Annotated in this window: 18 protein-coding genes; 9 read left to right on the top strand and 9 right to left on the bottom strand. The window is 65.8% G+C overall.

The features are described from left to right. Window positions 1–108: 108 nt before the first annotated feature. Genes ACQU6B_RS05380 through ACQU6B_RS05365 form a run of 4 tightly spaced genes read right to left on the bottom strand, consistent with a single transcriptional unit; the run spans window position 109 to window position 6,805 of the window. Window positions 109–1,527: a hypothetical protein gene (locus ACQU6B_RS05380; protein ID WP_430869016.1), complete on the bottom strand. Its 1,419-nt coding sequence runs from the start codon at window positions 1,525–1,527 to the stop codon at window positions 109–111. Window positions 1,528–1,569: 42 nt separating this feature from the next. Continuing rightward, window positions 1,570–2,442: a hypothetical protein gene (locus tag ACQU6B_RS05375; RefSeq protein ID WP_430869015.1), complete on the bottom strand. Its 873-nt coding sequence runs from the start codon at window positions 2,440–2,442 to the stop codon at window positions 1,570–1,572. Then, the gene (locus tag ACQU6B_RS05370) at window positions 2,439–5,438 is read right to left on the bottom strand and encodes a bifunctional [glutamine synthetase] adenylyltransferase/[glutamine synthetase]-adenylyl-L-tyrosine phosphorylase (protein WP_430869014.1); all 3,000 of its coding nucleotides are present in this window, start codon (window positions 5,436–5,438) and stop codon (window positions 2,439–2,441) included. The genes ACQU6B_RS05375 and ACQU6B_RS05370 overlap by 4 nt, the downstream gene beginning before the upstream one ends. A 32-nt stretch (window positions 5,439–5,470) precedes the next feature. Next, window positions 5,471–6,805: a glutamine synthetase family protein gene (locus ACQU6B_RS05365; protein WP_430869013.1), complete on the bottom strand. Its 1,335-nt coding sequence runs from the start codon at window positions 6,803–6,805 to the stop codon at window positions 5,471–5,473. Between the two features lie 73 nt (window positions 6,806–6,878). On the opposite strand from ACQU6B_RS05365, the gene ACQU6B_RS05360 reads away from it, so the two are divergent. After that, window positions 6,879–8,528 (top strand): NAD+ synthase, encoded by a 1,650-nt coding sequence (locus ACQU6B_RS05360; RefSeq protein ID WP_430869012.1) that lies wholly within the window; start codon window positions 6,879–6,881, stop codon window positions 8,526–8,528. Beyond that, complete coding sequence (gene panB / locus ACQU6B_RS05355) at window positions 8,525–9,334, top strand: 3-methyl-2-oxobutanoate hydroxymethyltransferase (RefSeq protein ID WP_430869011.1); 810 nt, start codon at window positions 8,525–8,527, stop codon at window positions 9,332–9,334. Before ACQU6B_RS05360 ends, panB begins: the two co-directional genes overlap by 4 nt. 76 nt (window positions 9,335–9,410) lie before the next feature. Here panB and glsA read toward each other — a convergent pair whose 3' ends face one another. Both glsA and ACQU6B_RS05345 read right to left on the bottom strand, forming a co-directional pair. Further along, entirely contained in the window at window positions 9,411–10,406 is a 996-nt protein-coding gene (gene glsA / locus ACQU6B_RS05350; RefSeq protein WP_430869010.1) for a glutaminase A, read from the bottom strand. Window positions 10,407–10,465: 59 nt separating this feature from the next. After that, window positions 10,466–10,669, bottom strand: a complete 204-nt coding sequence (locus ACQU6B_RS05345) for a hypothetical protein (RefSeq protein ID WP_430869009.1) — start codon at window positions 10,667–10,669, stop codon at window positions 10,466–10,468. Between the two features lie 31 nt (window positions 10,670–10,700). Between ACQU6B_RS05345 and map the strand changes: the two genes are divergently transcribed. Both map and ppgK read left to right on the top strand, forming a co-directional pair. Then, window positions 10,701–11,582, top strand: a complete 882-nt coding sequence (gene map, locus ACQU6B_RS05340; protein ID WP_430869008.1) for a type I methionyl aminopeptidase — start codon at window positions 10,701–10,703, stop codon at window positions 11,580–11,582. Next, window positions 11,579–12,388, top strand: coding sequence for a polyphosphate--glucose phosphotransferase (gene ppgK, locus ACQU6B_RS05335; RefSeq protein ID WP_430869007.1), 810 nt, complete (start codon window positions 11,579–11,581; stop codon window positions 12,386–12,388). The genes map and ppgK overlap by 4 nt, the downstream gene beginning before the upstream one ends. Window positions 12,389–12,396: 8 nt before the next feature. Here the strand turns inward: ppgK and ACQU6B_RS05330 are convergent, their stop codons facing one another. Next, a complete protein-coding gene (locus ACQU6B_RS05330; RefSeq protein WP_430869006.1) occupies window positions 12,397–13,755 on the bottom strand; it encodes an O-antigen ligase family protein in 1,359 nt (452 codons plus the stop codon). Window positions 13,756–13,993: 238 nt separating this feature from the next. Here ACQU6B_RS05330 and ACQU6B_RS05325 point away from each other — a divergent pair, with 238 nt between their 5' ends. The 4 genes from ACQU6B_RS05325 to ACQU6B_RS05310 all read left to right on the top strand — a co-directional run bounded on the left by ACQU6B_RS05325 (window position 13,994) and on the right by ACQU6B_RS05310 (window position 19,274). Continuing rightward, the gene (locus tag ACQU6B_RS05325; protein ID WP_430869005.1) at window positions 13,994–16,471 is read left to right on the top strand and encodes a glycogen/starch/alpha-glucan phosphorylase; all 2,478 of its coding nucleotides are present in this window, start codon (window positions 13,994–13,996) and stop codon (window positions 16,469–16,471) included. Window positions 16,472–16,531: 60 nt separating this feature from the next. After that, on the top strand, window positions 16,532–17,410 hold the full coding sequence (locus ACQU6B_RS05320; RefSeq protein ID WP_430869004.1) for an oxygenase MpaB family protein: 879 nt from the start codon (window positions 16,532–16,534) through the stop codon (window positions 17,408–17,410). A 93-nt stretch (window positions 17,411–17,503) separates the two neighbouring features. Continuing rightward, the gene (locus ACQU6B_RS05315) at window positions 17,504–18,622 is read left to right on the top strand and encodes a GmrSD restriction endonuclease domain-containing protein (protein WP_430869003.1); all 1,119 of its coding nucleotides are present in this window, start codon (window positions 17,504–17,506) and stop codon (window positions 18,620–18,622) included. Between the two features lie 58 nt (window positions 18,623–18,680). Next, window positions 18,681–19,274 carry a GNAT family N-acetyltransferase gene (locus tag ACQU6B_RS05310; RefSeq protein ID WP_430869002.1) on the top strand — a complete coding sequence of 198 codons (594 nt, stop codon included), beginning with the start codon at window positions 18,681–18,683 and terminating at the stop codon, window positions 19,272–19,274. Here the strand turns inward: ACQU6B_RS05310 and ACQU6B_RS05305 are convergent. Beyond that, entirely contained in the window at window positions 19,271–20,512 is a 1,242-nt protein-coding gene (locus ACQU6B_RS05305; protein WP_430869001.1) for an LCP family protein, read from the bottom strand. The genes ACQU6B_RS05310 and ACQU6B_RS05305 overlap by 4 nt on opposite strands. Window positions 20,513–20,670: 158 nt before the next feature. Here ACQU6B_RS05305 and ACQU6B_RS05300 point away from each other — a divergent pair, with 158 nt between their 5' ends. After that, the gene (locus ACQU6B_RS05300; protein WP_430869000.1) at window positions 20,671–21,522 is read left to right on the top strand and encodes a formate/nitrite transporter family protein; all 852 of its coding nucleotides are present in this window, start codon (window positions 20,671–20,673) and stop codon (window positions 21,520–21,522) included. A 74-nt stretch (window positions 21,523–21,596) separates the two neighbouring features. Here the strand turns inward: ACQU6B_RS05300 and ACQU6B_RS05295 are convergent, their stop codons facing one another. Continuing rightward, the gene (locus ACQU6B_RS05295) at window positions 21,597–22,634 is read right to left on the bottom strand and encodes a zinc-binding dehydrogenase (RefSeq protein WP_430869214.1); all 1,038 of its coding nucleotides are present in this window, start codon (window positions 22,632–22,634) and stop codon (window positions 21,597–21,599) included. Between the last annotated feature and the right edge of the window lie 133 nt (window positions 22,635–22,767).

Here is a 22,767-nt window from a genome sequence, read left to right as displayed (position 1 = left end):
ACCAGCCGCAGCCTCACGGCTTCTGGCGTGAGAAAGGGCACCGGCGTTATCGCCGGTGCCCTTTCCCCTGTCTAGGCTCGCCAATCAAGTCGGAAGCCCGAAGCCAACCTAGGCGGTGGTCGGGGGCTCCTCGCCGCTCACGGGCTTAGCGGCCGCCGGCTTGGTCGCCGCCGGCTTGGTCGCAGCTGGCTTGGTCACCGCGGGCTTCTTGGCTACTGGCTTCTTGGCTGCGGGCTTGCGCGCGGCCGGTGTTGCCTTGGCGGCCGCGGGCTTCTTCGCCGCTGGCTTCTTTGCTACGGGCTGCTTGGCTCCGGCAGCGCTCGCAGTCGAGGATGCGGGCCTCTTAGCGGCGGGCTTGCGTGCGGCCGGCTTCTTGGCCGACGGCACGACCGCTGGGGCCTCGGGTGCGGCCACCGTGGGGCTCTCGACCGTGACGGCCGTGGAAACCGATGTGGGAATGCTGGCAGTCGACGACTCGCCGGCGTCGCGCTCCACCGCCCCAGCCCCCACAGAAACTGGCAGCGGCAGGGTGTCGCCAAGCTTCACGTCCGAGCCCGCGACGTCGGTTTCGGTCGAACCTGAGCCCGCACCCTCGGAGTGGACCAGCGGCTCCGCATTGAGCTCGCGCTCGGCGCGGACTCGGTCGCGGAAGACTGGCACGTAGCGCACGGCGAGCAAGGAAAGGATCGCCAGCACCAGTGCCGCTATACCGAGCTTCACCAGCAAACCGGTGATGGTCGGAATAGCAGTGTCTGACAAGAGCTGGTCGACCGTGGTTCCCAACCCGCCCTCGGTTCCCCCGGGTACCAACCCGGCGATGGTGTGTGCACCAAATGCGTTCACGGTAAAGCCGATCGCAAGCACCAGCACTCCCGCCAACAACATGGAGCGCGCGAGGAACCACTTGCGGCGCGGCGAAGTCATCACGCCAAGAGCAACCAGCAGTAGCCCAATCCAGATGAACCACGTGGACATAAATTTTGCGGAGGAGTAAACAGTATGAACGTCCTGGAATACCTCGGCCTCCATGACCGTCAGTTCGAGTGGCGGCACGGTCACATCGGGGATCAGCGTGCCCACGAACGGGATCTCGTCAATGCGCGCATTAACTCGCGGGGACACGTCTACGCCAAGAAGCAACGGCCCGATCACGCGGTCCTTGTCCGTCAGCGCCTCAACCAACCCGGCCTGTAGTTTGCTGGCCCCGGACTCTGCCACATTTGTGACGGCGTCCGACCCGAGGGCGCTTACTACGGCGTCGTGGATGGGCTGCTCCGCGAAGGTCCACAGAAGCTCGAAGGCATCGGAGTCAACCTTCGCGGCAATCTCGTCGTGAACCTTGTCCGTCACCGTTGTCGCTGCCTTGTCCGCGATCTCGGGGGATGACAACACGGCGTTGGTCAGATTCGCCGCGGCGTCGCCGCTCTCGACGGCGTCGACCGTCTTAGACGCGAACGCCCACGAGACGATCATCATGACGCCCAACAGGACCAGGAACGCGGAAATGAAGGTACGAAACGATCTCACGGTAGGACTCCAGTGGGTTGGTGGCGCGTTATGGGAGTTAGATTACGCTGTTTTTCGTTTATTACCAGCGGCGATGAACGCAAAGATGCCCGATCCCACCAGGGCTATCAGGGCCCACCAGAGCATGCGGCTGGCCACGGACGGGGCCGACTCCGCCGCGAACGTACGAATGACGATGTTCGCGGCGCTCTCCTCCCCGCCACTCGAGAACCAGCCGGCGATGGTCTCCGGCGCGGTGAAGGTGAGCAGTGCCCATACCCCGAGCGAGATGACGCCTACGGCGAGCAGTGTCTTGGACAGGAACCATCGCCTGCGCGCGGAGATCACTAGGCCCACGACGATCAGCGCGATTCCGATCCACAGGAACCACGTCGCCGCGAACTCCATGAAGCCGTACGCGGTACGCGCGTCGTCGATGGTGGCCGCGCTGGCGACTTCCACCGGAACGGGGGCGAGGGTCAGGGTCGGCACGAATGATCCGACCAAGGGGATCTCCGAAATTCGATCGTTGACGAGTGGGGAGGCGTCCATCATGAGCACCAAGGGTGCGGACTCACGCGCATCGTCCGTCAGCGCATCGGCAAACTGCCCGTGCGATTGCCCCACCTGGCGCTCTACCTCAGCGGCGAAGGCCTCCGACTCCACCAGCGCCGTCACCTGATCGCGAATCGCGCCGTCGAGCCCGAGCGCCTCGACGTCTATCGCGGTGTTGCCGAGCGCGTCAATCGCGACGTCGCCCAACTCAACGCTCATCGCGGCTAGCGCCGTAGGAGAATCGAGGACGGCGGCGGTGATGTTCGTGACGGCGCTGCCGTCCTCCACCGACTTCACTGCTACCTGGCTGACACCCCAAGTCGCGATCAGCAAAGCTCCGAGCACTATCGCTACGGCGGAAAGAATCGTCCTCAGGATCATCGTGGTTCCTCTCTCCAGTCAAAAAACACGCGCTCGGTCACGAGGCGTGCTCGGCGCGACGCGCGCGAATACTGTTCGTCCAGCTCGGAGCCAGTCATACGCACGTTCATAATGTCAGCAAGTACCTTCATCTGCCGGACGTCGGGCGGCAGCACGTCCGTGCGCCTGCCCACCCCCCGCAGCGCGAGAGCGCCACGTATGTCGGTGGCGAACCTCCAAGCGTCGGCCAACACTTCCGCATCGTTGATCTCGATGAGCTTGGCGTCGACGGCGGCCGCGAGGGCATCCAACGTCACCGTGGTGCGTAGCGCGGGGTGCTCGTGAGCGTGGCGCAGCTGCAGGAGTTGCACGCTCCACTCCACGTCGGACAGTCCGCCTGGCCCCAGCTTCACGTGCCGGCGCGGGTCGACTCCGCGCGGGAGCCGCTCGCTCTCCATGCGGGCCTTGAGCCGGCGCATCTGCGTGAGAGCGGAGTCCTCGAGCGCCTCGGGGTAGCGGACCGAGTCGATCATCTCGACGAACCGGTCGCGCAATTGCTGGTCCCCCGCGCACGGACGCGCACGCAAGAGCGCCTGGGCCTCCCACGGGTCCGACCAGCGCTCGTAATACTCCCGGCAGCTGGCCAGTGAGCGCACAAGAGGCCCGTTCTTGCCCTCCGGACGCAGGTCCGCGTCGATCTCCATCCCTGGCTGGCTTCCCACGGACTGGAGGTATCTGCGCAACTCTGTCGCGACCTGCTGCGCGAAAGCGTGACCGCCCTCGCCGTCGCCTTCGTACACGAATTGAACGTCGGCGTCCGAGTTGTAACCCATCTCGTACCCGCCGTAGCGTCCCATGGCGATCACGGCCATAGCGACCGGGGCTCGCTCCAATCCCTTTTCCCTCACGACCGTCGCGAGAGCGACCCTCAACGCTCCGTCGATCAGTACGTCGGCAACCGTCGTGACGGTCTTCGCGGCCTCGACCGAGGAGAGCATGCCCAGCACATTTGCGGCCGATGTCCGGGCCAGCTCACGCCGCCGCAATCCGCGCAGGGCGGTAATGCACTGATCGGGATCCGCCGCGCGCTTCATGATCGCGTCGGCCTCGCCCCACAGTCGCGCTGGGTCGCGCGGCAACAGGTCCTCGTCGTTGTCAAGCCAGGTGATGTCTTGCGCGGACGCCAGCAGGGCCTTCGTCACGTAGCCGGAGGTCGACAGCAGTCTCGCTAGCCTCTCCGCGGCAGTGCGAGAGTCGCGCAGGAGCTTCAGGTACCACTGCGCGTTCTCCAACTGTTCTGAGAGTTGGCGGAACGCGAGTAGTCCGGCGTCCGGATCCGCGCCCTGCGCGAACCAGCCGATCATCGCGGGCAGGAGCTGGCGCTGGATCGACGCCCTGCGGCTCACGCCCTCAGTCAGTGCAGAGATGTGGCGTTTCGCGCCCGTCGGGTCGCCGAAGCCCACGGCAGCCAGGCGAGCCCGCGCGGCGTTGTCGTCCAGCGCCGCCTCGTCCGCGCTGAGCCGCGCCGTCACAGGCAAAATCGGCCGGTAGAACATCTCGAGGTGCATGGCACGCACGTCTCGACGGATGTCCTGCCACACCTCCTCCATGTATTCGACGGTCGCGAAACCGGACGCGCGCGCGAGCACTCGTTTGCCGTCGTCCGTGGCGGGCATGAGGTGCGTTCGGCTGAGCTTGCGCATTTGCAGCCGGTGCTCCCACACCCTCAGCTGCCGGTAGGACCGGTCCATAGTCGCGGCCTGAACACGGCCCACGTAGCCGCCGGCGCGCAAGGCGTGCAGCGCCTCAAGCGTGTTGCGCGAGCGCAGTGTCTCATCCGAGCGGCCGTGCACAAGTTGCAGGAGTTGCACGGTGAATTCGACGTCACGAAGTCCGCCCGGGCCCAACTTGATCTGGCGCTCCGACTCGCCCCGCGGCACATGCTGCTCGACGCGGCGGCGCATGGCCTGCGCGCTCTCCACGAATCCCTCACGCTCGACCGCCTCCCACACCAGGGGTGACATCTGATCGAGGTACTGCTGGCCAATCTCGAGGTCTCCCGCGATTGGTCGTGCCTTGAGGAGCGCCTGGAACTCCCAGGTCTGCGCCCACCTGTCGTAGTAGGCCCGATGCGACGCGACGTTGCGGACCAGCGCCCCGTCGCTTCCCTCCGGACGCAGGTTCGCGTCGACCTCCCACAGTGCGGGTTCGACCCCGGCGCTGTCGCACGCCCGCGCGGCGTGGTTCGCGAGGCGCCCGGCCACGCGCAGTGACTCCTCGTCAGTGTGTCCGTCGGTGGGCTCCGCGACGTAGATCACGTCGACGTCGGACACGTAGTTGAGTTCGCGCGCGCCGCACTTGCCCATCCCCAGAATGCACAGTCGAGTCGCGACGTGGTCGGGATACGCCGCCCGGGCCAGCGCGAGACCCGCGTCGAGCGCGGCACCCGCGAGGTCAGCGAGCACGCTGCCAACCTCGTGCATGATCGCCGCTGGCACCCGCGCGAAGAGATCCTCGGACGCGATTCGCATGAGGACCCTGCGGTATGCGATGCGCATCGCGGCCTGTCCGTCCGCCCCCGTGACGGTCGCGACTGGCGCGTCCGAGTCCGGGTCAGCGCCCACGCTTTCCATGATGATGCGGCGCACGGGGATGTCGGCGAAAACCTCCCCGACGGGCAGGTTCCCAAAGTCGGCGACCATACCGGGGTGGCGAATCAGAAAGTCGCCAAGCGCGAGCGAGCCGCCCAGCAGGATGGTCAGTTTAGAGCCGCCCTCCGTGCCACGCAGCGCAACCAGGGCGTCGAGGTCGCCGCTGTCGCGCGCGGCCTCGGCGAGTCGAAGCAACTGCAGGATTCCCGCATCGGGATCCGCCAGGTACGACAGCGCGTGCGCGGGGTCCTCTAAATAGGTGCCGGTAATCGCGTTGATCTGCTCGATCTGCGCCTGCACGCGTGGCGCGTCGAGCACGCCGGCGCGCCGGAGTCGAGTGGCAAAAGGAACTTCGCGGGTGTTCATGTGTTCACCCTATTGCGCCGACGTGGAGCGAGTTAAAGAACCGGGAGGTACTGCTCGATCTCGTACGGAGTCACCTGTGCTCGGTACGACTCCCACTCCGCGCGCTTGTTCTTGAGCACAAAGTCGAAGACCCGCTCGCCGAGCGTCTCCGCCACGAGCTCGGAGCGCTCCATGACGTCAACGGCATCGGACAGTGACGCTGGCAACGGCTCGTAGCCCATCGCGCGCCGCTCGGAATTAGACAGCTCCCACACGTCGTCCTCCGCACCCTCGGGCAGGACCAACTCATCCTCGATGCCCTTAAGCCCTGCCGCGAGCAGCACGGCGAAGCTCAGATACGGGTTTGCCGCGGAGTCCATCGCGCGGTACTCGACCCTGGTCGACTGTCCCTTGTCGGGCTTGTGGGTGGGAATCCGGAGCAACGCGCTGCGGTTGTTGGATCCCCAGCACACGTAGGAGGGCGCCTCGGTGCCGCCCCAGAGTCGCTTGTAGGAGTTCACGTACTGGTTGGTGATCGCCGTGATCTCCGGTGCATGCTTAAGGATGCCCGCCATGAACTGGCGCGCGACTGGCGACAATTGGTGGGCCGCGCCGGCCTCGTAGAAGGCGTTGCGGTCGCCCTCGAACAGGCTCATGTGCGTGTGCATCCCGGAGCCAGGGCCATTGGCGAGCGGCTTGGGCATGAACGACGCGAAGACGCCCTGCTCTAGTGCCACCTCTTTGATAACCATGCGGAAGGTCATAATGTTGTCGGCCATCTGCAGCGCATCCGCGTAGCGAAGGTCGATCTCGTTCTGACCAGGCCCCGCCTCGTGGTGGCTGAACTCCACCGAGATGCCCATGTTCTCAAGCATCGTGATGGCGGTGCGGCGGAACTCGTGCGCGGTCCCGCGCGGGACGTTGTCGAAGTACCCGGCCTGGTCAATCGGCTTGGGAAGCTTGCCCTCTTCGAGGGGCTTGAAGAGATAGAACTCGATCTCGGGGTGCGTGTAGAAACTGAAGCCGAGCTTGGACGCCTTGTCCAACGTGCGTTTGAGCACCTGGCGGGGGTCGGATAGCGCGGGCTCACCGTCAGGCGTGTAGATGTCGCAGAACATGCGGGCCGCACCCTGTCGGTCCCCGCGCCACGGCAGAATCTGGAACGTGGACGGGTCCGGCTTGGCGAGCATGTCCGACTCGAACACGCGCGTCAGGCCCTCGACGGCGCTGCCGTCAAAGCCGATGCCCTCCTCGAACGCGTTTTCAAGCTCCGCCGGGGCGATCGCCACCGACTTCAGGATCCCGAGCACATCGGTGAACCAAAGTCGGATGAAACGAATGTCGCGCTCTTCGACGCTGCGAAGCACGTACTCCTGCTGCTTATCCATGCCCCCATCTTGCCGTACTCGCGTGTCCATTGTGTAACGTGACCGGCGACGCGCCGACGGATAGGCTGACGCCATGGCTGACTTGAAAATTGCGCTCGCGCAGATCAACACCTGTGTGGGTGACATCGCTGGTAACACGGCACTCGTCCTCGACCGATGCCGCGCGTCCCACGCACTCGGCGCCCACCTGGTCGCTTTCCCGGAGATGACGACCACCGGATATCCGATCGAAGACCTGGCGCTGCGCGAGAGTTTTCAGCGCGCCGCCGAGGGCGCGGTGCAGGACATCGCGGCCACCCTCCACGCGGAGGGTCTCGGCTCGCTCACCGTGATTTTGGGCACGCTTGGCGTCAACACAGAGGGCCGCCCGACCAACCAGGCGGTAGTCATCCAGCACGGAGACGTCAGCGCCCGCTACAACAAGCATCACCTCCCCAACTACGGAGTGTTCGACGAGCGCCGCATCTTCGCCCCCGGCGAGGATCGGTGCGTCATCGAGGTCAACGGCAAGCGCGTCGGGCTCGTGATCTGCGAGGACATTTGGCAGGACGGCGGCCCGGTCTCGCAGATGGATGATGCCGACGTCAACCTGCTCCTGGTGCTCAATGGCTCCCCGTTTGAGGAGGGTAAGGGCCACATCCGCACCGAGCTCGCGCAGCGCCGAGCGCTCGAGGTTGCCGCTCCCGTGGCGTACGTGAACATGTGGGGCGGGCAGGACGACCTGGTCTTCGACGGCCACAGCTTCATCGTCGGCGCGGACGGACGCCTGCTGGCCGCGGCACCCGGCTTCACCGACGCACTCGTGCTGTGGGACGTGCCTGCCGACCACGAGACTCCCCCGGCATCGGAAGTGACGGCACCGCTCAGCGAGGACGCGCAGACCTACTGGGCCTGCGTCACCGGGCTGCGTGACTACGTCCTCAAGAACGGCTTCACGTCGGTGATGCTCGGGGTGTCGGGCGGAATCGACTCCGCGCTGACCGCCGCAATGGGCGCCGACGCCATCGGCGGCGAGAACGTGGTGGGAGTGTCGATGCCCTCCGAGTACTCCTCCGAGCACTCCAAGGACGACGCCGCGGACCTCGCCAAGCGCCTGGGCGCCGACTATCGGGTCCAGCCCATCGCGCGCATGGTCGACGCGTTCCAACAGGAACTGACACTCACGGGCGTGGCCGAGGAGAACCTGCAGGCGCGCGTGCGCGGCGTCATCCTGATGGCGATCTCCAACCGCGAGGGCCACATGGTCATGGCCCCCGGCAATAAATCGGAACTCGCGACCGGCTACGCGACCATCTACGACGCCGGGAGCATCGGCGGGTTCGCGCCCCTCAAGGACCTCGATAAGTCCAGAGTGTGGGACCTGGCCAGGTGGCGTAACTCGTACGCCCAGAGCCGCGGCGAGATTGCCCCCATCCCGGAGAACTCGATCACCAAGCCCCCCAGCGCGGAGCTACGCCCGGGGCAGTTGGACCAGGACTCGCTGCCTCCGTATGAACTACTGGACGAGGTGCTCGACGCCTACGTGGAGCACGCCGAAGGTCGAGCCGAGCTACTGGCACGCGGCTTCGACGAAAGAATCGTCGACAAGGTGCTCTCACTGGTGGATCGCGCCGAGTGGAAGCGCCGGCAGTACCCGCCGGGCCCCAAGGTCACTGCGCTGGCATTCGGGCGCGACCGCAGGCTACCGATTACCAGCCGCTGGCGTGAAAGGATAGAGGAATGAGCGATCGCAAGCAGGTACGCATCCATCACTTCGCGCAGATGAAGCAGCGCGGCGAGAAGATCACGATGCTCACCGCCTATGACTACCCGACGGCGCGTGCTTTCGACGAGGCCGGCGTGGACATGCTGCTCGTGGGCGACTCGATGGGCGACAACATCCTGGGCTACGACTCGACCGTGCCGCTCACGCTCGAGGAGATGATCCCGTTCGCGCGGGCCGTCTCCCGCGCCGCCAGTAAGTCCTTTGTGGTCGCCGACCTGCCCTTTGGCTCGTACGAGATCTCGCCGGAACAGGCCGTCGAGTCCTCGATCCGGATGATGAAACTCGCGCAGCCCAACGCCATCAAGTTTGAGGGCGGGCGCCGCGTCGCGCGCCAGGTCAAGGCCGTCACCGACGCAGGCATCCCCTTCATGGGCCACCTTGGCTTCACTCCACAGAGCGAGAACGCCATCGGCGGCCGCCGCATTCAGGGCCGCGGGGATGGCGCCTACGAGGAGATGCTCGCCGACGCTCTCGCGTTGCAGGAGGCCGGAGCGTTCGCGATCGTCCTCGAGATGGTGGTCGAGCCCGTCGCCACGGAACTGACGGCCGCGCTCGACATCCCCACCATCGGCATCGGCGCCGGTCCGCACACCGACGGTCAGGTGCTGGTGTGGCTGGACGCGCTCGGGGTGGGCGACTGGCACCCGTCGTTCTCCAAGCAGTTTGGCGCGGTCGGGGAAGCGATGCGGCAGGGCGCGGCTGGCTACGTCGCCGAGGTCAAGGGCGGCACCTTCCCCAGCGTGGATCACACCTTCAGCGACTGACCAGGTTCAGCGGCTTAACCGGGCGGACCCTCGACGAGGAGCCCCTCTGGAGTCCCTGGTCCTCAGTCGCTAGTTGCTAGTCGACGTAAGGCTGGGACGCGAACAGGTTCAGGGCCAGCGCCTTCGACAGGTACGAGGTGGCGTGAATCCCGCGCACGCTGTTGCCGGCGTGGTCTAGGCGAGGCGAGAACGTCGCGATGCCGCCCTTGCCAGGGGCGACGGCCACGATTCCGCCGGCGACTCCGGACTTGGCCGGCAGGCCGATCTCGAACAGCCACTCCCCTGAGCGCTGGTACATGCCCGTGGTCGCCATGATGGCGAGGACGTCGCGGCACACCTCGGCGGAAACCACCTGGTCCTTGGTGACGGGGTTGACGCCACCGTTGGCCAGGGTGGAACCCATGACCGCAAGGTCCGACGCCGTCAGCGCTAGCGAGCACTGACGGGTGTAGACATCAACCGATTCCAGCGGATCTCGCTGCAGTTTGCCATAGCTCTGAAGTAGCCGCCCCAGCGCCTGATTGTGCTGATTGGTCGCGGACTCGGATCGGTAGACCTCATCGTCAATGTGCAACTCGCGCCCGGCGAAGTCGGACAGCCCGGACCTGATGTGGTCCCACCGGACCGCCTCGGTCTGGCCCGGAATCATGGCCGTCGTGGCGATGGCGCCCGCGTTGACCATCGAGTTCATGGGGTGGCCGTCGTTGAGTTCAATGGCCATGACCGAGTTGAACGGCAAGCCCGTGTTGTTGACCCCCACCGCGTCACGCACCACCCCGTGACCGAGCGCGTGGCACGCCAACGCGTAGACGAACGCCTTCGAGATGGACTGGATCGAGAACTCGGTGGCCGCGTCGCCTACCGCGTGCACCACGCCATCGACCTGCGCGGCGACTACCGCGAGGCTCTCCGGATTCGCGTTGGCGAGCTCCGGGATGTAGCTGGCCACCTCGCCCTCCCTGTGGGGCAAGGCGTGGTTGTAGGAGTCCTGCACCAGTTGAGCGACATCGTTGGCTCGGGGAAGTGTCCCGGTGGCTACCCGCTGGTCCACGACGGAATGATCGATGTCCACGTCAGTACTCCCTTAGAGGTCGCGCAAGCAGGTCTGGCGAGTCAGTAAAGCGGCGGGAATCAGGAGCCCTCGCCACGCCATTTGTCGTCCGCATCGTCCCACGACTTGCTGCGCTTGTTGGCCGTCTCGAGCGCGAGCTGCGCCTCCTCGGGCGTGTCATAAGGCCCCATGACGTCCTCCCACGAGCTGAGGCGGCCCTTTTCGACCATCTTAGTGCGAGCATTAAAGAAATACTCGGGCTTCTGTTCGGCATCTGATGACATGAGTGTCTCCTCCACTTATAGACTGCCAGGTATGGGACCCGTACGCGAGAGCATCAGCAAAGGCGTGGTGTCTCCACTACGCACCGTACCTAAGGGCATCGCTCGCCCAGACTATGTCGGCAAGAAGCGCACCGCGAGGTGGGGCGGCGGCGACGTCCACACCGCCGAGGCGATCGAGCGCATTCGTATCAGCGCCAAGATCGCAGCGCAGGCGCTCGCCGAGGTCGGCAAGAACGTTGCGCCCGGAGTGACGACCGATGAACTCGACCGGATCGGACACGAGTTCATCCTCGACAACGGCGCCTACCCGTCCACGCTTGGGTACCCCGGCGCTGCGGGCCGGCCACCATTTCCCAAGTCGCTGTGCACGTCGGTCAACGAGGTGATCTGCCACGGCATCCCCGACTCCACCGTGATTCAGGACGGCGACATCGTGAAGGTCGACATCACCGCCTACAAGAACTCCATGCACGGCGACAATTGCGGTTCATTCATCGCCGGCGAGGGCACCGACCGCTCCCGCAAACTCGTCGAGGCCACCCACGAGGCGATGATGCGCGGCATCAGGGCCGCCCAGGCGGGGCGCGAGGTCAACGTGATCGGCCGCGTCATCGAGAAGTACGCCTCTCGCTTTGGGTTTGAATCCGTCCAGAACTACACCGGCCACGGGGTGGGCCCCGCGTTTCACACCGGGCTGGTGATCCCCCACTACGACGCCGCACCGGACCACGCGGACGTCATCGAGCCCGGCATGGTCTTCACCGTCGAGCCGATGCTGGTCGACGGGTCCGAGGCGAGCCAGGAGTGGAACGACGGCTGGACCGTCGTGACCAATTCCAGCGCGTGGGTCGCACAGTTTGAGCACACCATAGTCATCACTGAATCAGGCCCGGAGGTTCTGACACTGCCATGAGCAAACACATCGCACTCGGAGTTGACATCGGCGGGAGCGGCATCAAGGGCGCCCCCGTCGACCTTAGAACCGGCGAACTCACCGAGGATCGCTACCGGATTCCCACGCCCCAGCCTTCTACGCCCGATGCGGTGGCTAGGACCGTCGCGGAAGTCATCGCGCGCTTCGAGCCCTCCCGCAAGATGTCCGTCGGAGTCACCTTTCCCGGGGTCATTCAGGACGGCATCGTCAAGACCGCGGCCAACGTTGACGATCAGTGGATCGGCACCAACCTGCGTCAAATCATCCGCGACTACGCGGGCCACGACGTGGTCGTCCTCAACGATGCCGACGCCGCCGGCTACGGCGAGTTCAAGTACGGCGCCGCGCACGAACGCGACGGATCCATCCTGCTGACCACGCTCGGGACTGGAATCGGCACCGCGCTGATCGTCGACGGCACGCTGGTGCTCAACACCGAGTTTGGCCATAGCGAGATCGATGGCGTGGAGGCCGAGGAGTACGCCGCGGAGTCATCTCGCGAGCGGCACAACCTGTCGATGGACGAGTGGATCGTGCATCTGCAGAGGTACTACTCCGAGATGGAGAAGCTGCTCTGGCCCGACCTGATCATCGTGGGTGGAGGAGTCTCCAAGCACTCCAAGGAGTTCCTTCCCAAGCTCAGGCTACGCGCGCCCATCGTCCCCGCTGAACTGTTGAATCAGGCGGGAATCGTCGGCGCGGCCGCACACGCACATCACGTCCACCAGCGCAACGCGGACGCTGCGAAGGCCGCCGAGAAGAAGGCGAAGAAGCACCGCCACTAGGCGGGACGCTACTTCTCCTTAAACGCGATCTTGGCGTCGATTCGTTGCTTGGTTCCTGCGTGAACCAGGTCCGGGTCCACCAGCGTCAAGGTAAATACCTGTGGGCCCATGCAGTACAGCGCCACCAACAGGAACCAACCGCCTTCCACGAGCATGCGGGACTCGGTCAACGCCTGAATCGCCATCGCGCCGGTGAGCATCGCCCATCCCAGCGGGATGAACGTGTCGCCTCGACCCGCGCGCTCGACCAGGCGCCAGGTGCTGCCGAACAGCAGCACGACTATCACGATGATGAGCGCGAGTCCGATCAGCCCCAGTTGGAGCCAGGAGTCAAGGTACGCGTTGTGCGCGTGCGTGGCGAAGACTCCCGTGTCGTCGACGATGTTCTTGTACGGGCTCTCCCACACGGGCCAGTACCCCACGAAGCCCCACCCCTCGGGCCGTTGCATCGCGTACGCAATGACCTCGTGCCACAGCTCGGTGCGGTTGGTGACGTCGCCGCCGCGGTCGAACAGGCCAAAGATGAGGTCGCGGTACTTCAGCGTGAGAATGGCCACCGCCGCTGTACACCCGAGCACCGTGAACGACAGCACTCGTTTCAGCGAGGCGGGAGCGGCGCGGATGATCAGCCCCGCCACCGCGAGCACCACGATGTAGATCGCGGAGGCGCTAACTGTGGCGGACATCGTCAGAAGGTGAACGGCGCCTGCGGCCGCCAGGGTGAGCAGCGCATCGGTCCTGCTGATGCGCTTCTCGAGCATCAGGATGAAGGCGACGATCGCGGTGAACAGCGCGATCGCGCCGAAGGGGTTGCGGTTACCCACGAAGCCCTGAATCGGCCCTCCTGCGAACAGGTTGTTCTCTGACCATGGGTCCGGCGACGTGCCTGCGATAGACGTCAGGTCGTTCACGACGGGGAACACATCCGAGCGGTAGAGCGTCGCCACCACGAGCTCAAAGAGGAGCCCGCCCAAGAGGCTGATCTGGAGCCCGCGATACAGCAACTCCATGAAGCGAACGTTGGAGTGCCCGCGCACCGTGACCACGGCGACGTAGGTGGTCAGCACCATCACGAGCGAGGCGAGGATGGTGACGGGTCGGGTAGCGGACCAGCCGATGCTCAGCACCGCCAGGCCCACGAAGGCCATCAGCACGTGTGGGATCTTGAGCTTGCCCCACGGGGTGCGAAAACTGAGGACGACCGCGGCGATGGTCAGCGCCACCAGCACTCCGAACGCCGGCAGGCCGAGCAGGAATCGGAAGCCCTGGCCGGACATCAGCAGGACGATCAGCCACACGGTCACGACGCTCTTGCCGCGGCTAGTACTGAGCCACGCCAACGAGGCGCTCGTCTTCTGCTTAATCATAGAAATGTGAGCTCCTCACCCGTGGGCCCCAGAGCCGACGGTCGGCAAGGCTACGTTCGTGGCCTGCGGACGGACGTGAGTCGTCGGCGCGAGGTCCTCGCTGATCCTACTGCGACGTGCGGCAAACAGGGACGTTGGCGAGCGGTGACACGCGCGCGACAGCCTCGAACTGGGGCGTTTCCGTCAGGTTAAAACTGGGTGGAGCTGGTGGTGCGGGTCCACCAGAGCGACTAGATTCATGGGTGTGAACGCTAATACTCCCCCCATTGCCGCCCGTGAACACACCGTCGAGAGCTTTACGCGCGAGTTTCTCCGCGAACTCAACTTTGGGCAGGGGGTGGACCTCGATCGCGCCTCAGAGAACGACAAGTACCTGGCCTTGGCGCGCACCGTCCGTCACTACCTGATGGAACGCTGGCTCGAGACCCTGCGCAACCAGTACAGCGACCAGGCCAAGACGGTCGCGTACCTGTCAGCAGAGTTCCTGCTCGGCCCGCAGCTGGAGAACAGTCTGCTCGCGGCCGACCTCGACGGAGTCGCCAACGAGGCGCTCGCTGCGCTGGGCATCAGCGTCGACGACCTACGCGGCGTGGAGATTGAGCCCGGTCTCGGTAACGGCGGCCTGGGGCGCCTCGCGGCCTGTTTCATCGACTCGCTCGCGACCAAGAACGTGCCGTCCATCGGCTACGGCATCCGGTACGAGTACGGCATCTTCCGCCAGACGTTTGTGGACGGTCGTCAGGTAGAGACGCCCGACAACTGGCTGCGCCTGGGATCCCCCTGGGAGTTCCCGCACCCCGAGAACGCCATCGAGGTTCACTTCGGTGGCCGCACGGAGGCCGTCACGGATGGCCCCGAGGGCGCGCGCCGCTGGGTTCCCGCGTGGCAGGTCATGGGCATCCCCTATAACTACATGGTGCCTGGCTTCGGCAACGGCCGCGTGAACACGCTACGGCTGTGGAGCGCCGAGGCCACCAAGGCGTTCGACCTCCAGATTTTTAATTCGGGCGACTACGTAGAGGCCGTGCGCGCGCAGACGTTCGCGGAGAACATCTCGAAGGTGTTGTACCCGGAGGACTCCACGCCGCAGGGCAAGGAGCTGCGTCTTCAGCAGCAGTACTTCTTTGTCGCGTGCTCGCTGCGCGACTTCATCGAGCAGGTGCTGCCGGCGGACTACGACCTCGCCAACCTCCCCGAGCGCATCACGTTCCAGCTCAACGACACCCACCCGGTCATCGCGGTGCCCGAGCTCATGCGCCTGCTGGTCGACGAGCGTCAGTGGGACTGGGACGCGGCGTGGGCCGTCGCGCAGAAGGTGTTCGCCTACACGTGCCACACGCTGCTGCCCGAGGCGCTTGAGACGTGGCCAGTGGAACTGTTGGGTCGCCTCCTCCCCCGCCACCTCGAGATCATCGACCGCATCAACGAGGAGTTCCTCGCGCAGGTTCGCGCCCAGTACCCCGGCGACGACGCCCGCGTGGATCGCATGTCGATCTTCGGCGAACACCCCGTTCGCTCGGTTCGCATGGCTCACCTGGCCACCGTCGCGGGCTTCCGCGTCAACGGCGTGGCGGAACTGCACTCGCAGTTGCTCGCGGACAAGGTCCTCAGCGACTTCGCGCAGATGTGGCCGGACAAGTTCACCAACGTGACCAACGGTGTCACCCCGCGACGCTTTGTGCGCCTGGCGAACCCCAAACTGTCTGGCCTCATCACCGAGTCCATCGGCGACGGCTGGATCACGGACCTGGAGCGCCTGCGCGAGCTAGAGCCCCTCGCGGAGGACGCTGAGTTCCGGCGCCGCTTCCGTGAGATCAAGCTCGCCAACAAGCGCCGGTTCGCAGACGTGTTGATGCAGCGCGACGGCATCGAGATCGCGGGCGACGCGATGGTCGACGCGATGGTCAAGCGACTGCACGAGTACAAGCGTCAGAGCCTCAAACTTCTCCACATCGTCTCGCTGTACGAGGGCATCCGTTCTGGCCGTCTGCCCCTCGACCAGGTCACTCCCCGCACGTTCGTGTTCGGGGCCAAGGCGGCTCCCGGTTACTACATGGCCAAGGAGACCATCGCACTGATCAATGCGGTGGGATCCACTATCAACGCCGATGCCTCGCTCCAGGGCCGCCTCAAGGTCGCCTTCCCGGCCAACTACAACGTCACTCTCGCCGAGTCGCTGGTCCCCGCCGCGGACCTGTCCGAGCAGATCTCCCTCGCGGGCAAGGAGGCGTCCGGCACCGGGAACATGAAGTTCGCCCTCAACGGCGCGCTCACCATTGGCACTGACGACGGCGCCAACGTAGAGATCCGCAAGCTCGTCGGAGACGACAACTTCTTCCTGTTCGGAATGGACGAGCCTGCCGCGGCGACCCTCGAGGCTGACGGCTACCACCCGCACGCGTTCTACGAGGGCGACCGCGAGCTACGCGCGGCGCTCGACATGATCTCGTCGGGCATCTTCGCCAACGGCGACGCCTCCGCGTTCGCACCCGTGGTGTCCAGCCTCCTGCAGTCCGACCGCTTCATGGCGCTCGCCGACTTCCGTCCGTACCTCGATGCGCAGACGCGCGTCGAGGAGGCGTACGCGGACCAGGAGGCGTGGAGCCGGTCTGCGGTCCTCAATGTCGCGCGCTCCGGATACTTCTCCTCGGACCGGTCCATCCAGGATTACCTCGACCGCATCTGGGGCGCCAAGCCGGTAGACCAGAACCGCTAGCCACGGCTCACCGGGCCCGCGGCAGTCGAGCACTCCCGCGGGCCGGGTGATACTGGAAGAGTGACCACTACCGCGAACCCCATCGAGCGCATGCGGTCGCGCGTGGGCGACGCCATCTTCACCAAGATCGCCGGCCCCGGCGGCTACGACGCGCGGAACAAGATTCACAACACCCCCGGTCCCCGTTGGTTTCCGCCCGATAGCCCGATGCGCAGGGTGCACGGCGACGCGTCGACGTTCGTTGGGGGGCTTCGCGCCCTCCTGCTGCAGTCGCTGCATCCGCTAGCGATGGCGGGGGTCGCCGGCCACTCCGGCTACCGAGGCGATCCCTGGGGTCGGCTCGCGCGCACGTCTACGTTCCTCGCCTTCACCACGTTCGGCATGGCGGACGACGCCCAGGAGATGGTCGACCGCGTGCGCGCGGTGCACGAGCGTGTCAGGGGCAAGGCCGCGGACGGCCGCCCCTACCGCGCGAGCGACCCTCACCTCCTGCTCTGGGTGCATCTTGCGGAGGCCGACTCCTTTTTGCGAGCCCATCAGGAGTTTGGCGCGCGCAAACTCACCGACGCGGAGGCCGACGAGTACGTGGCCCAGTCCGGCAGGGTCGCCTCTGCGCTCGGGGCAACGGAAGTGCCGCAGACTGTCGCCGAGCTCGCGGCGAGCCTCGAGGGCTTTCGGCCCGAGCTCGAGGCAACGGCGGAGGCACTCGACACCGCGCATTTCCTGCTCAAGGAACCCCCGCTGCCGTGGGCCGTGCGCCCGGGGTACAAGATGCTGGCGGCCGGGTCCGTAGCATTACTGCCTGGCTGGGCACGCGACGAACTGGGACTGAATCCCCGCCTGGGCCCGAGCATCGGCCGCCTGCAGGGATCCTTGGCGACCAAGGGTGTGAGGTGGGGGCTCGGAACCGCCGAGCGGACCCCAGCTAAGCCTTCCTGAATCACAATTGCGTGACCCTCGTCACGGCAACTTCCGGCGGAACCTTCCGTCCCCTACATTCCTTAGTAGTGAAGTCTGAGGGACTGAGGGAAAATGCAAAACCAACACGAACACGGGTCCTACGCGCCCAATTCGACCACGCGTAGCGCCGCCTCGCGGACGCGCCTGGCGGCACGGCCCGGCAAGACGACGTGGCGATCCTTCGTCGTCGCCGTTCCGCTGGTCGTCAGCCTGGTCCTAGCCGGATGCGCGGTCAGCACGGATGCCGACACCCTGGCCCGAGCGGTATCCGCCTCGTCCAGCGCGAGCCCCTCCGCCGAGCCGAGTCCGTCACCGACCGCGACGGCGGTGAGCGCCAGCCCCGAGCCCACCCCGTCACCAAGGCCGAGCGAAACAGCCTCGGCGGCATCGGGCACCGCGGAGGCGGCGGCGCTAGCGCTGGTCGTCAAGGGCAAGTCCGCCAAGACCGGCTACGAGCGCGATCAGTTCGGTTCCGGCTGGGTGGACGTGGATCGCAACGGGTGCGACACGCGCAACGACATGCTCAACCTGCGGCTCGAGAACCGCGAGATGTCCGGCAACTGCAAGGTGCTGGCGGGCGACCTCCCCGACCCGTTCACCGGAACGTGGATTCACTTCGAGCAGGGCGGCGCGAGTGAGGTCGATGTCGACCACCTCGTGGCGCTCTCCGACGCGTGGCAGAAGGGAGCGTCCGGCTGGGAGTTCGCTCAGCGCGTCGCTTTCGCGAACGACCCGCTGAACCTGGAACCGGTGCAGGCGAGCGCCAACCGACAAAAGGGCGACGGCGACGCGGCCACCTGGCTGCCCTCGTACAAGCCCTTCCGATGCGAATACGTCGCAAGGCAGGTGGCCGTCAAGGCCAAGTACGACGTGTGGGTCACCCAGAGCGAGCTTGACGCCATCCTCGGCGTCCTGGCCACGTGCCCCGAACAGGCGCTCCCGGACGCCGGCGATCAGCCCGTGATCGCTGACAACATCGGCCAGGCCCCGGAGCCCGAACCCGAACCCGAACCGAAGAAGACCGCCACCGAGAAGCCCGCGGCCCCCAAGCCCGAGCCGGAAGCGGCACTGGACAAGCGGTATCCGTACTGCAAGGACCTGCCGTCGGGCTTCGGCCCCTACGTCGAGGGAAAGAATCCCGAGTACGACTGGTACACGGACCGCGACGGCGATGGGGTCGTCTGCGAATAGCGGTCGCTTGCTGGCCTCGGACGGCGGCCTCACGCAGCGAACGGATAGCATCGATTCCGTGAACTTCGCCGACACCCCAGTCCTAGCCGGCCCGACTGTTCGCCTCGAGCCGCTCGCGCCGTCGCATGCGGGCGACCTCAGCGACTCCGTGGCCGTCGGCGACCTGTGGCGCACCTGGTCCACGTCCATTCCCGCACCGGAGGCCATGGCTAACGAGATCCAGTCGCGGCTCGGGAAACAGCGCGATGGCACGATGGCGCCGTGGGCTGTGGTGGATGCGCGCACCGGGCGCGCGGTCGGCATGACCACCTACATGAACATCGACGAGCCCAACCTCCGCCTCGAGATAGGCAGCACCTGGCTGGGGCGCGACGCGCAAGGCACGGGGATCAACCCCGCCATGAAGCTCCTGCTGCTCTCCCGGGCCTTCGACGACCTGTCCTGCAACGCGGTGGAGTTTCGCACTCACTGGCACAACCTTCAGTCACGCGCCGCGATTGCGCGCCTAGGCGCCAAGCAGGACGGCGTCCTGCGCAATCACAAGGTCTGGCACGACGGCACGCTCAGGGACACGGTGGTGTTCTCCATCATCGCCAGCGAGTGGCCGGCAGCACGCGCAGCGCTGGCAGCGCGGGTGCAACGCCACCGCTAGTTGAAGCCGCCAACCTCGGTGCCTGGCTCGAACTCGCCGTTGGCGATCTTGTCCCAGAACTCGTCGATCTGGTCGGGGTCCAGCAGCACGGTCGAGCCGACGCCGTCGACGCCGTAGCCGAGGTCCGCGATCGGCGGGGTGCCGGTGACGGCGTTGCCGCCCATGCCCGACCGCAGGGTCAAGGCGAACTTGCCGAGGTCAAACACTCCCGTGCCCTCGCTCACCCGGAACGCATCGAGCCCAGCGGCCGTGAGGGGAACCAGTTTGAACGGGTTGAGGATTGTCGCGGGGTCGAGGATGTCCTGAGCGACCACGCTGACCAGCTGTTGCTGACGCTGCGTACGGCCGATGTCGCCCAGCGGGTCGGAGTAGCGCATCCGGGAGAACGCCAGCGCGTCGTCGCCGCCCACCACGTGGCAACCGGCCTCCCATTCCATCTTGCTCTTCTCGTCGCTGACGTCCGCGTCGTGGCAGAGTTCGACTCCTCCGAGTGCGTCCACTATCTCCCCGACGCCGGTGAACCCAATCTCGAAGTAGGCGTCCACGGTCAGCCCGGTGAGGCCCTCGACCGTCTCGACGAGGAGTTCGGGGCCACCGAACGCGAACGCCGCGTTGATCTTGTTCTTGTTGTACCCGGGAATCTCGACGTACGAGTCCCGCGGGATGCTGATGAGCGCGACGGGGCCGCTCTCCGGCTTGTGGAGCAGCATGATCGTGTCGGTGCGCGCACCCTCAGTCGAGTCGGGGTGATCCCATCCCTCGCGCGAGTCCGAACCCACGATGAGGTACGTCTCGCCGGGAGTGTCCGGCGCTCCGCTGAGCGCGTCGACCGTGTTGATGTTGGACTGCGCCCAGAGCAGGAAGGCCACCCAGAACAGCACGAACAGCCCGATCAACACCACCGCGACAGTGCGGCAGCCGCGGTGCTTGCGACGCCTCTTGGGCGGGCGCGGGGGCGCCTGCTGCGGCATCGGCTGCTGCGGTGGGCGCTGTTGTTGTTGCGGCGGGCGCTGTTGGTTCTGAACCTGCGGTGGCCGTTGCTGCTGACTCTGCTGCGGCATCGGCGCCGGAGCGCCGGCAGGCGGAGACGTCCTGGTCGACGGGCGGTCTGGCCGCGAGGTCTGCGTGGGTGGCACTACCGATCGGCGCTGAGGCGCACTGTTGGGAGAGATCGAGGGCGGCATGGGGCGGCGCGGGTCGCGCTGGCCGCCGGAGCTGTCCTTGCCGCTGGGTGTCACGTAGCGAGACTACCGCCACGCGCGGGCGGCTGCGGCGTGCGACCCGCCCAACCAATCTGCGAAATCTGGCGGCACCGTGCGGTGGGAGTGACGGATCTTCCAACTACCGGGACCAATGCACCGCATTGCGCAATCGAAACCGTGAGAACCTAGACCCCATGACAGATCAGGGGCAGATGTTCCCAGGCAAGCAGTTCATCTCGACGGTGCTCGACGCGCTTGACGCGAAGACCACGATGAGCGGGGGCCTGGCTCGCGTGTACCTGATGCGTGCGGCGATGGCGGGCGCGATCATCGGCATCATGTACCTCACGTACTACTCGGTGCTCGATGTGTTCAGCGACATCGGCGGCGTCGACCTCATCGGTGTGGGTCGCATTCTGGGCTCCCTGTTCTTCGGCTTCGCGCTGGTCTTCATCTACTTCAGCAAGTCGGAACTGCTCACGTCGAACATGATGTTCGTGGCCGTCGGCGGGTATTTCCGTCGCACCTCCGCCTACCGGTCCATGCGAATCCTGGTGCTGTGCTTCGCGGGTAACTTCATCGGTGGACTCGCGATCGCGATCCTGGTGATGGGCTCGACCCTCGCCAACGGAGGCGTCGGCGAGCAGATGGCGAACTCTGTGGATCATAAGCTCGCGTTCCTGACGGAGGGCCTGTCTGGCTGGTCCGACCTCTTCGTTCGCGCGATCCTGTGTAACCTCATGATCAATCTCGCGATGGTGCTGGTCTACAACGGCATGATCAAGGACGCCTTCACCAAGTCGCTCGTCATGGTCATCAGCGTCTTCGTCTTCGCCTTCCTCGGCTTCGAGCACTCGGTCGCCAACACCGTCCTATTCACGATCGTCGGCCTCACGCAGGGCATAGATGTGGGGCTAGCGCTGGGCAACATCGCCATCGTGCTAGCGGGCAACTTTGTGGGCGGCGGGCTGCTCATCGGGTTCTACTACGCCTACGCTAACGACGACCGTCGCTACCTTCGCAAGCAGGCCGCCAAGGCCTCTTAGCGGCCGCGACTGCACCACCACAGCCCCGCTCTCTACGACGCAGGCCTCCAGCAGCGTCACCGCGGCCGATGGCGTCAGAGGCTGGGATCGACCATTACCTTGAGCGACTCACGCGCATCCATCGCCGCATAGCCAGCGGGAACGCCGTCCAGTCCTACCGCCACGTCGAATACCTTGCCCGGCGCGATTCGCCCCTCGAGCACGTCGGGAAGTGCCGCTTCGATGTAGCCCCGCACCGGGGCTACGCCGCCCGTCAGCGTGATGTTCTTGCCAAAGAGCGAGCCGACGCCCACCGGCGCTGACTCGTATTGCGGGACTCCCACGCGGCTGATGACTCCCCCGGGCCGGACTACGCCATACGCCTGCTCGTACGCGGGCATGTGGCCAACCGCTTCGAGCACGATGTGGCTGCCCTCTCCTGCCGTCAGTGCCATCACCTGAGAAACGCCGTCCGGGCCGCGGTCGGCCACGACGTCCGTCGCGCCCCATTCACGCCCCAGATCGGTACGCGTCTGGTGCCGACCCATCAGGATGATCTGCTGGGCCCCCATCTGGCGCGCGGCCAACACCGCTGACAGACCGACGGCGCCGTCCCCAATGACGGTGACGATCTTGCCCGGCTCAACGCCGCCCTTTAAAGCAGCGTGCCAGCCGGTCAGGTAGACGTCAGACAGTGTCAGCAGTGACGCCAGCAGATCGTTGTCCGCGTGTTCGTCGACCCCTGGCACCTTGACCAGAGAACCGTCGGCTTGTGACACGCGCACGGCCTCCGCCTGGCCGCCGGAGAGGTAGCTGCCATGCACACACGAGGTGTGCACTCCCTCGCTGCAGAAAACGCAGGTGTTGTCCTCGAGCGCGAACGGGACAATAACGAAGTCGCCCTTGGCGATGTGCGAGACGTCTGAGCCGATCTCTTCCACCACGCCGATGGCCTCGTGGCCCATGGGCCGACCCCTGTCGCCCGCGGGCATCGTGTGGAAGGGGTGAAGGTCAGATCCACAGATGCACGCCCGCACCACGCGGACCACTGCATCCGTAGGCGAGCCGATCGAGGCATCGGGGACATCGACGACGCGCACGTCGCCCGCTCCAAACATGAGTGTGGCCTTCATCATCATCCTTCAATCCATTGGGAGCGTTCGTGTAGTCAGACTGAACAGTGCAACCTGAACAGTGCAACGCGAAGGTACGTCAGATATTTCCCTCCATGCGCATCGTCGCGAGGAGCGAGCGTTCGCCTACGCT

It is taken from the genome of Demequina aurantiaca (assembly GCF_050598105.1).
GTDB classification, from domain to species: domain Bacteria; phylum Actinomycetota; class Actinomycetes; order Actinomycetales; family Demequinaceae; genus Demequina; species Demequina aurantiaca_A.
Note: the sequence above shows the minus strand (reverse complement) of the source record. Positions and strands in the feature narration are given on the sequence as shown.

Excerpts from the sequence above, each read along its gene's own strand:
- ACQU6B_RS05325 (WP_430869005.1), top strand. The coding sequence starts at position 13,994 with ATGGGTGTGAACGCTAATACTCCCCCCATTGCCGCCCGTGAACACACC.
- ACQU6B_RS05375 (WP_430869015.1), bottom strand. The coding sequence starts at position 2,442 with ATGATCCTGAGGACGATTCTTTCCGCCGTAGCGATAGTGCTCGGAGCT.
- ACQU6B_RS05330 (WP_430869006.1), bottom strand. The coding sequence starts at position 13,755 with ATGATTAAGCAGAAGACGAGCGCCTCGTTGGCGTGGCTCAGTACTAGC.
- ACQU6B_RS05370 (WP_430869014.1), bottom strand. The coding sequence starts at position 5,438 with ATGAACACCCGCGAAGTTCCTTTTGCCACTCGACTCCGGCGCGCCGGC.
- panB (WP_430869011.1), top strand. The coding sequence starts at position 8,525 with ATGAGCGATCGCAAGCAGGTACGCATCCATCACTTCGCGCAGATGAAG.
- ACQU6B_RS05295 (WP_430869214.1), bottom strand. The coding sequence starts at position 22,634 with ATGAAGGCCACACTCATGTTTGGAGCGGGCGACGTGCGCGTCGTCGAT.
- ACQU6B_RS05315 (WP_430869003.1), top strand. The coding sequence starts at position 17,504 with ATGCAAAACCAACACGAACACGGGTCCTACGCGCCCAATTCGACCACG.
- ACQU6B_RS05365 (WP_430869013.1), bottom strand. The coding sequence starts at position 6,805 with ATGGATAAGCAGCAGGAGTACGTGCTTCGCAGCGTCGAAGAGCGCGAC.
- map (WP_430869008.1), top strand. The coding sequence starts at position 10,701 with ATGGGACCCGTACGCGAGAGCATCAGCAAAGGCGTGGTGTCTCCACTA.
- ACQU6B_RS05300 (WP_430869000.1), top strand. The coding sequence starts at position 20,671 with ATGACAGATCAGGGGCAGATGTTCCCAGGCAAGCAGTTCATCTCGACG.
- ACQU6B_RS05345 (WP_430869009.1), bottom strand. The coding sequence starts at position 10,669 with ATGTCATCAGATGCCGAACAGAAGCCCGAGTATTTCTTTAATGCTCGC.
- ppgK (WP_430869007.1), top strand. The coding sequence starts at position 11,579 with ATGAGCAAACACATCGCACTCGGAGTTGACATCGGCGGGAGCGGCATC.
- ACQU6B_RS05360 (WP_430869012.1), top strand. The coding sequence starts at position 6,879 with ATGGCTGACTTGAAAATTGCGCTCGCGCAGATCAACACCTGTGTGGGT.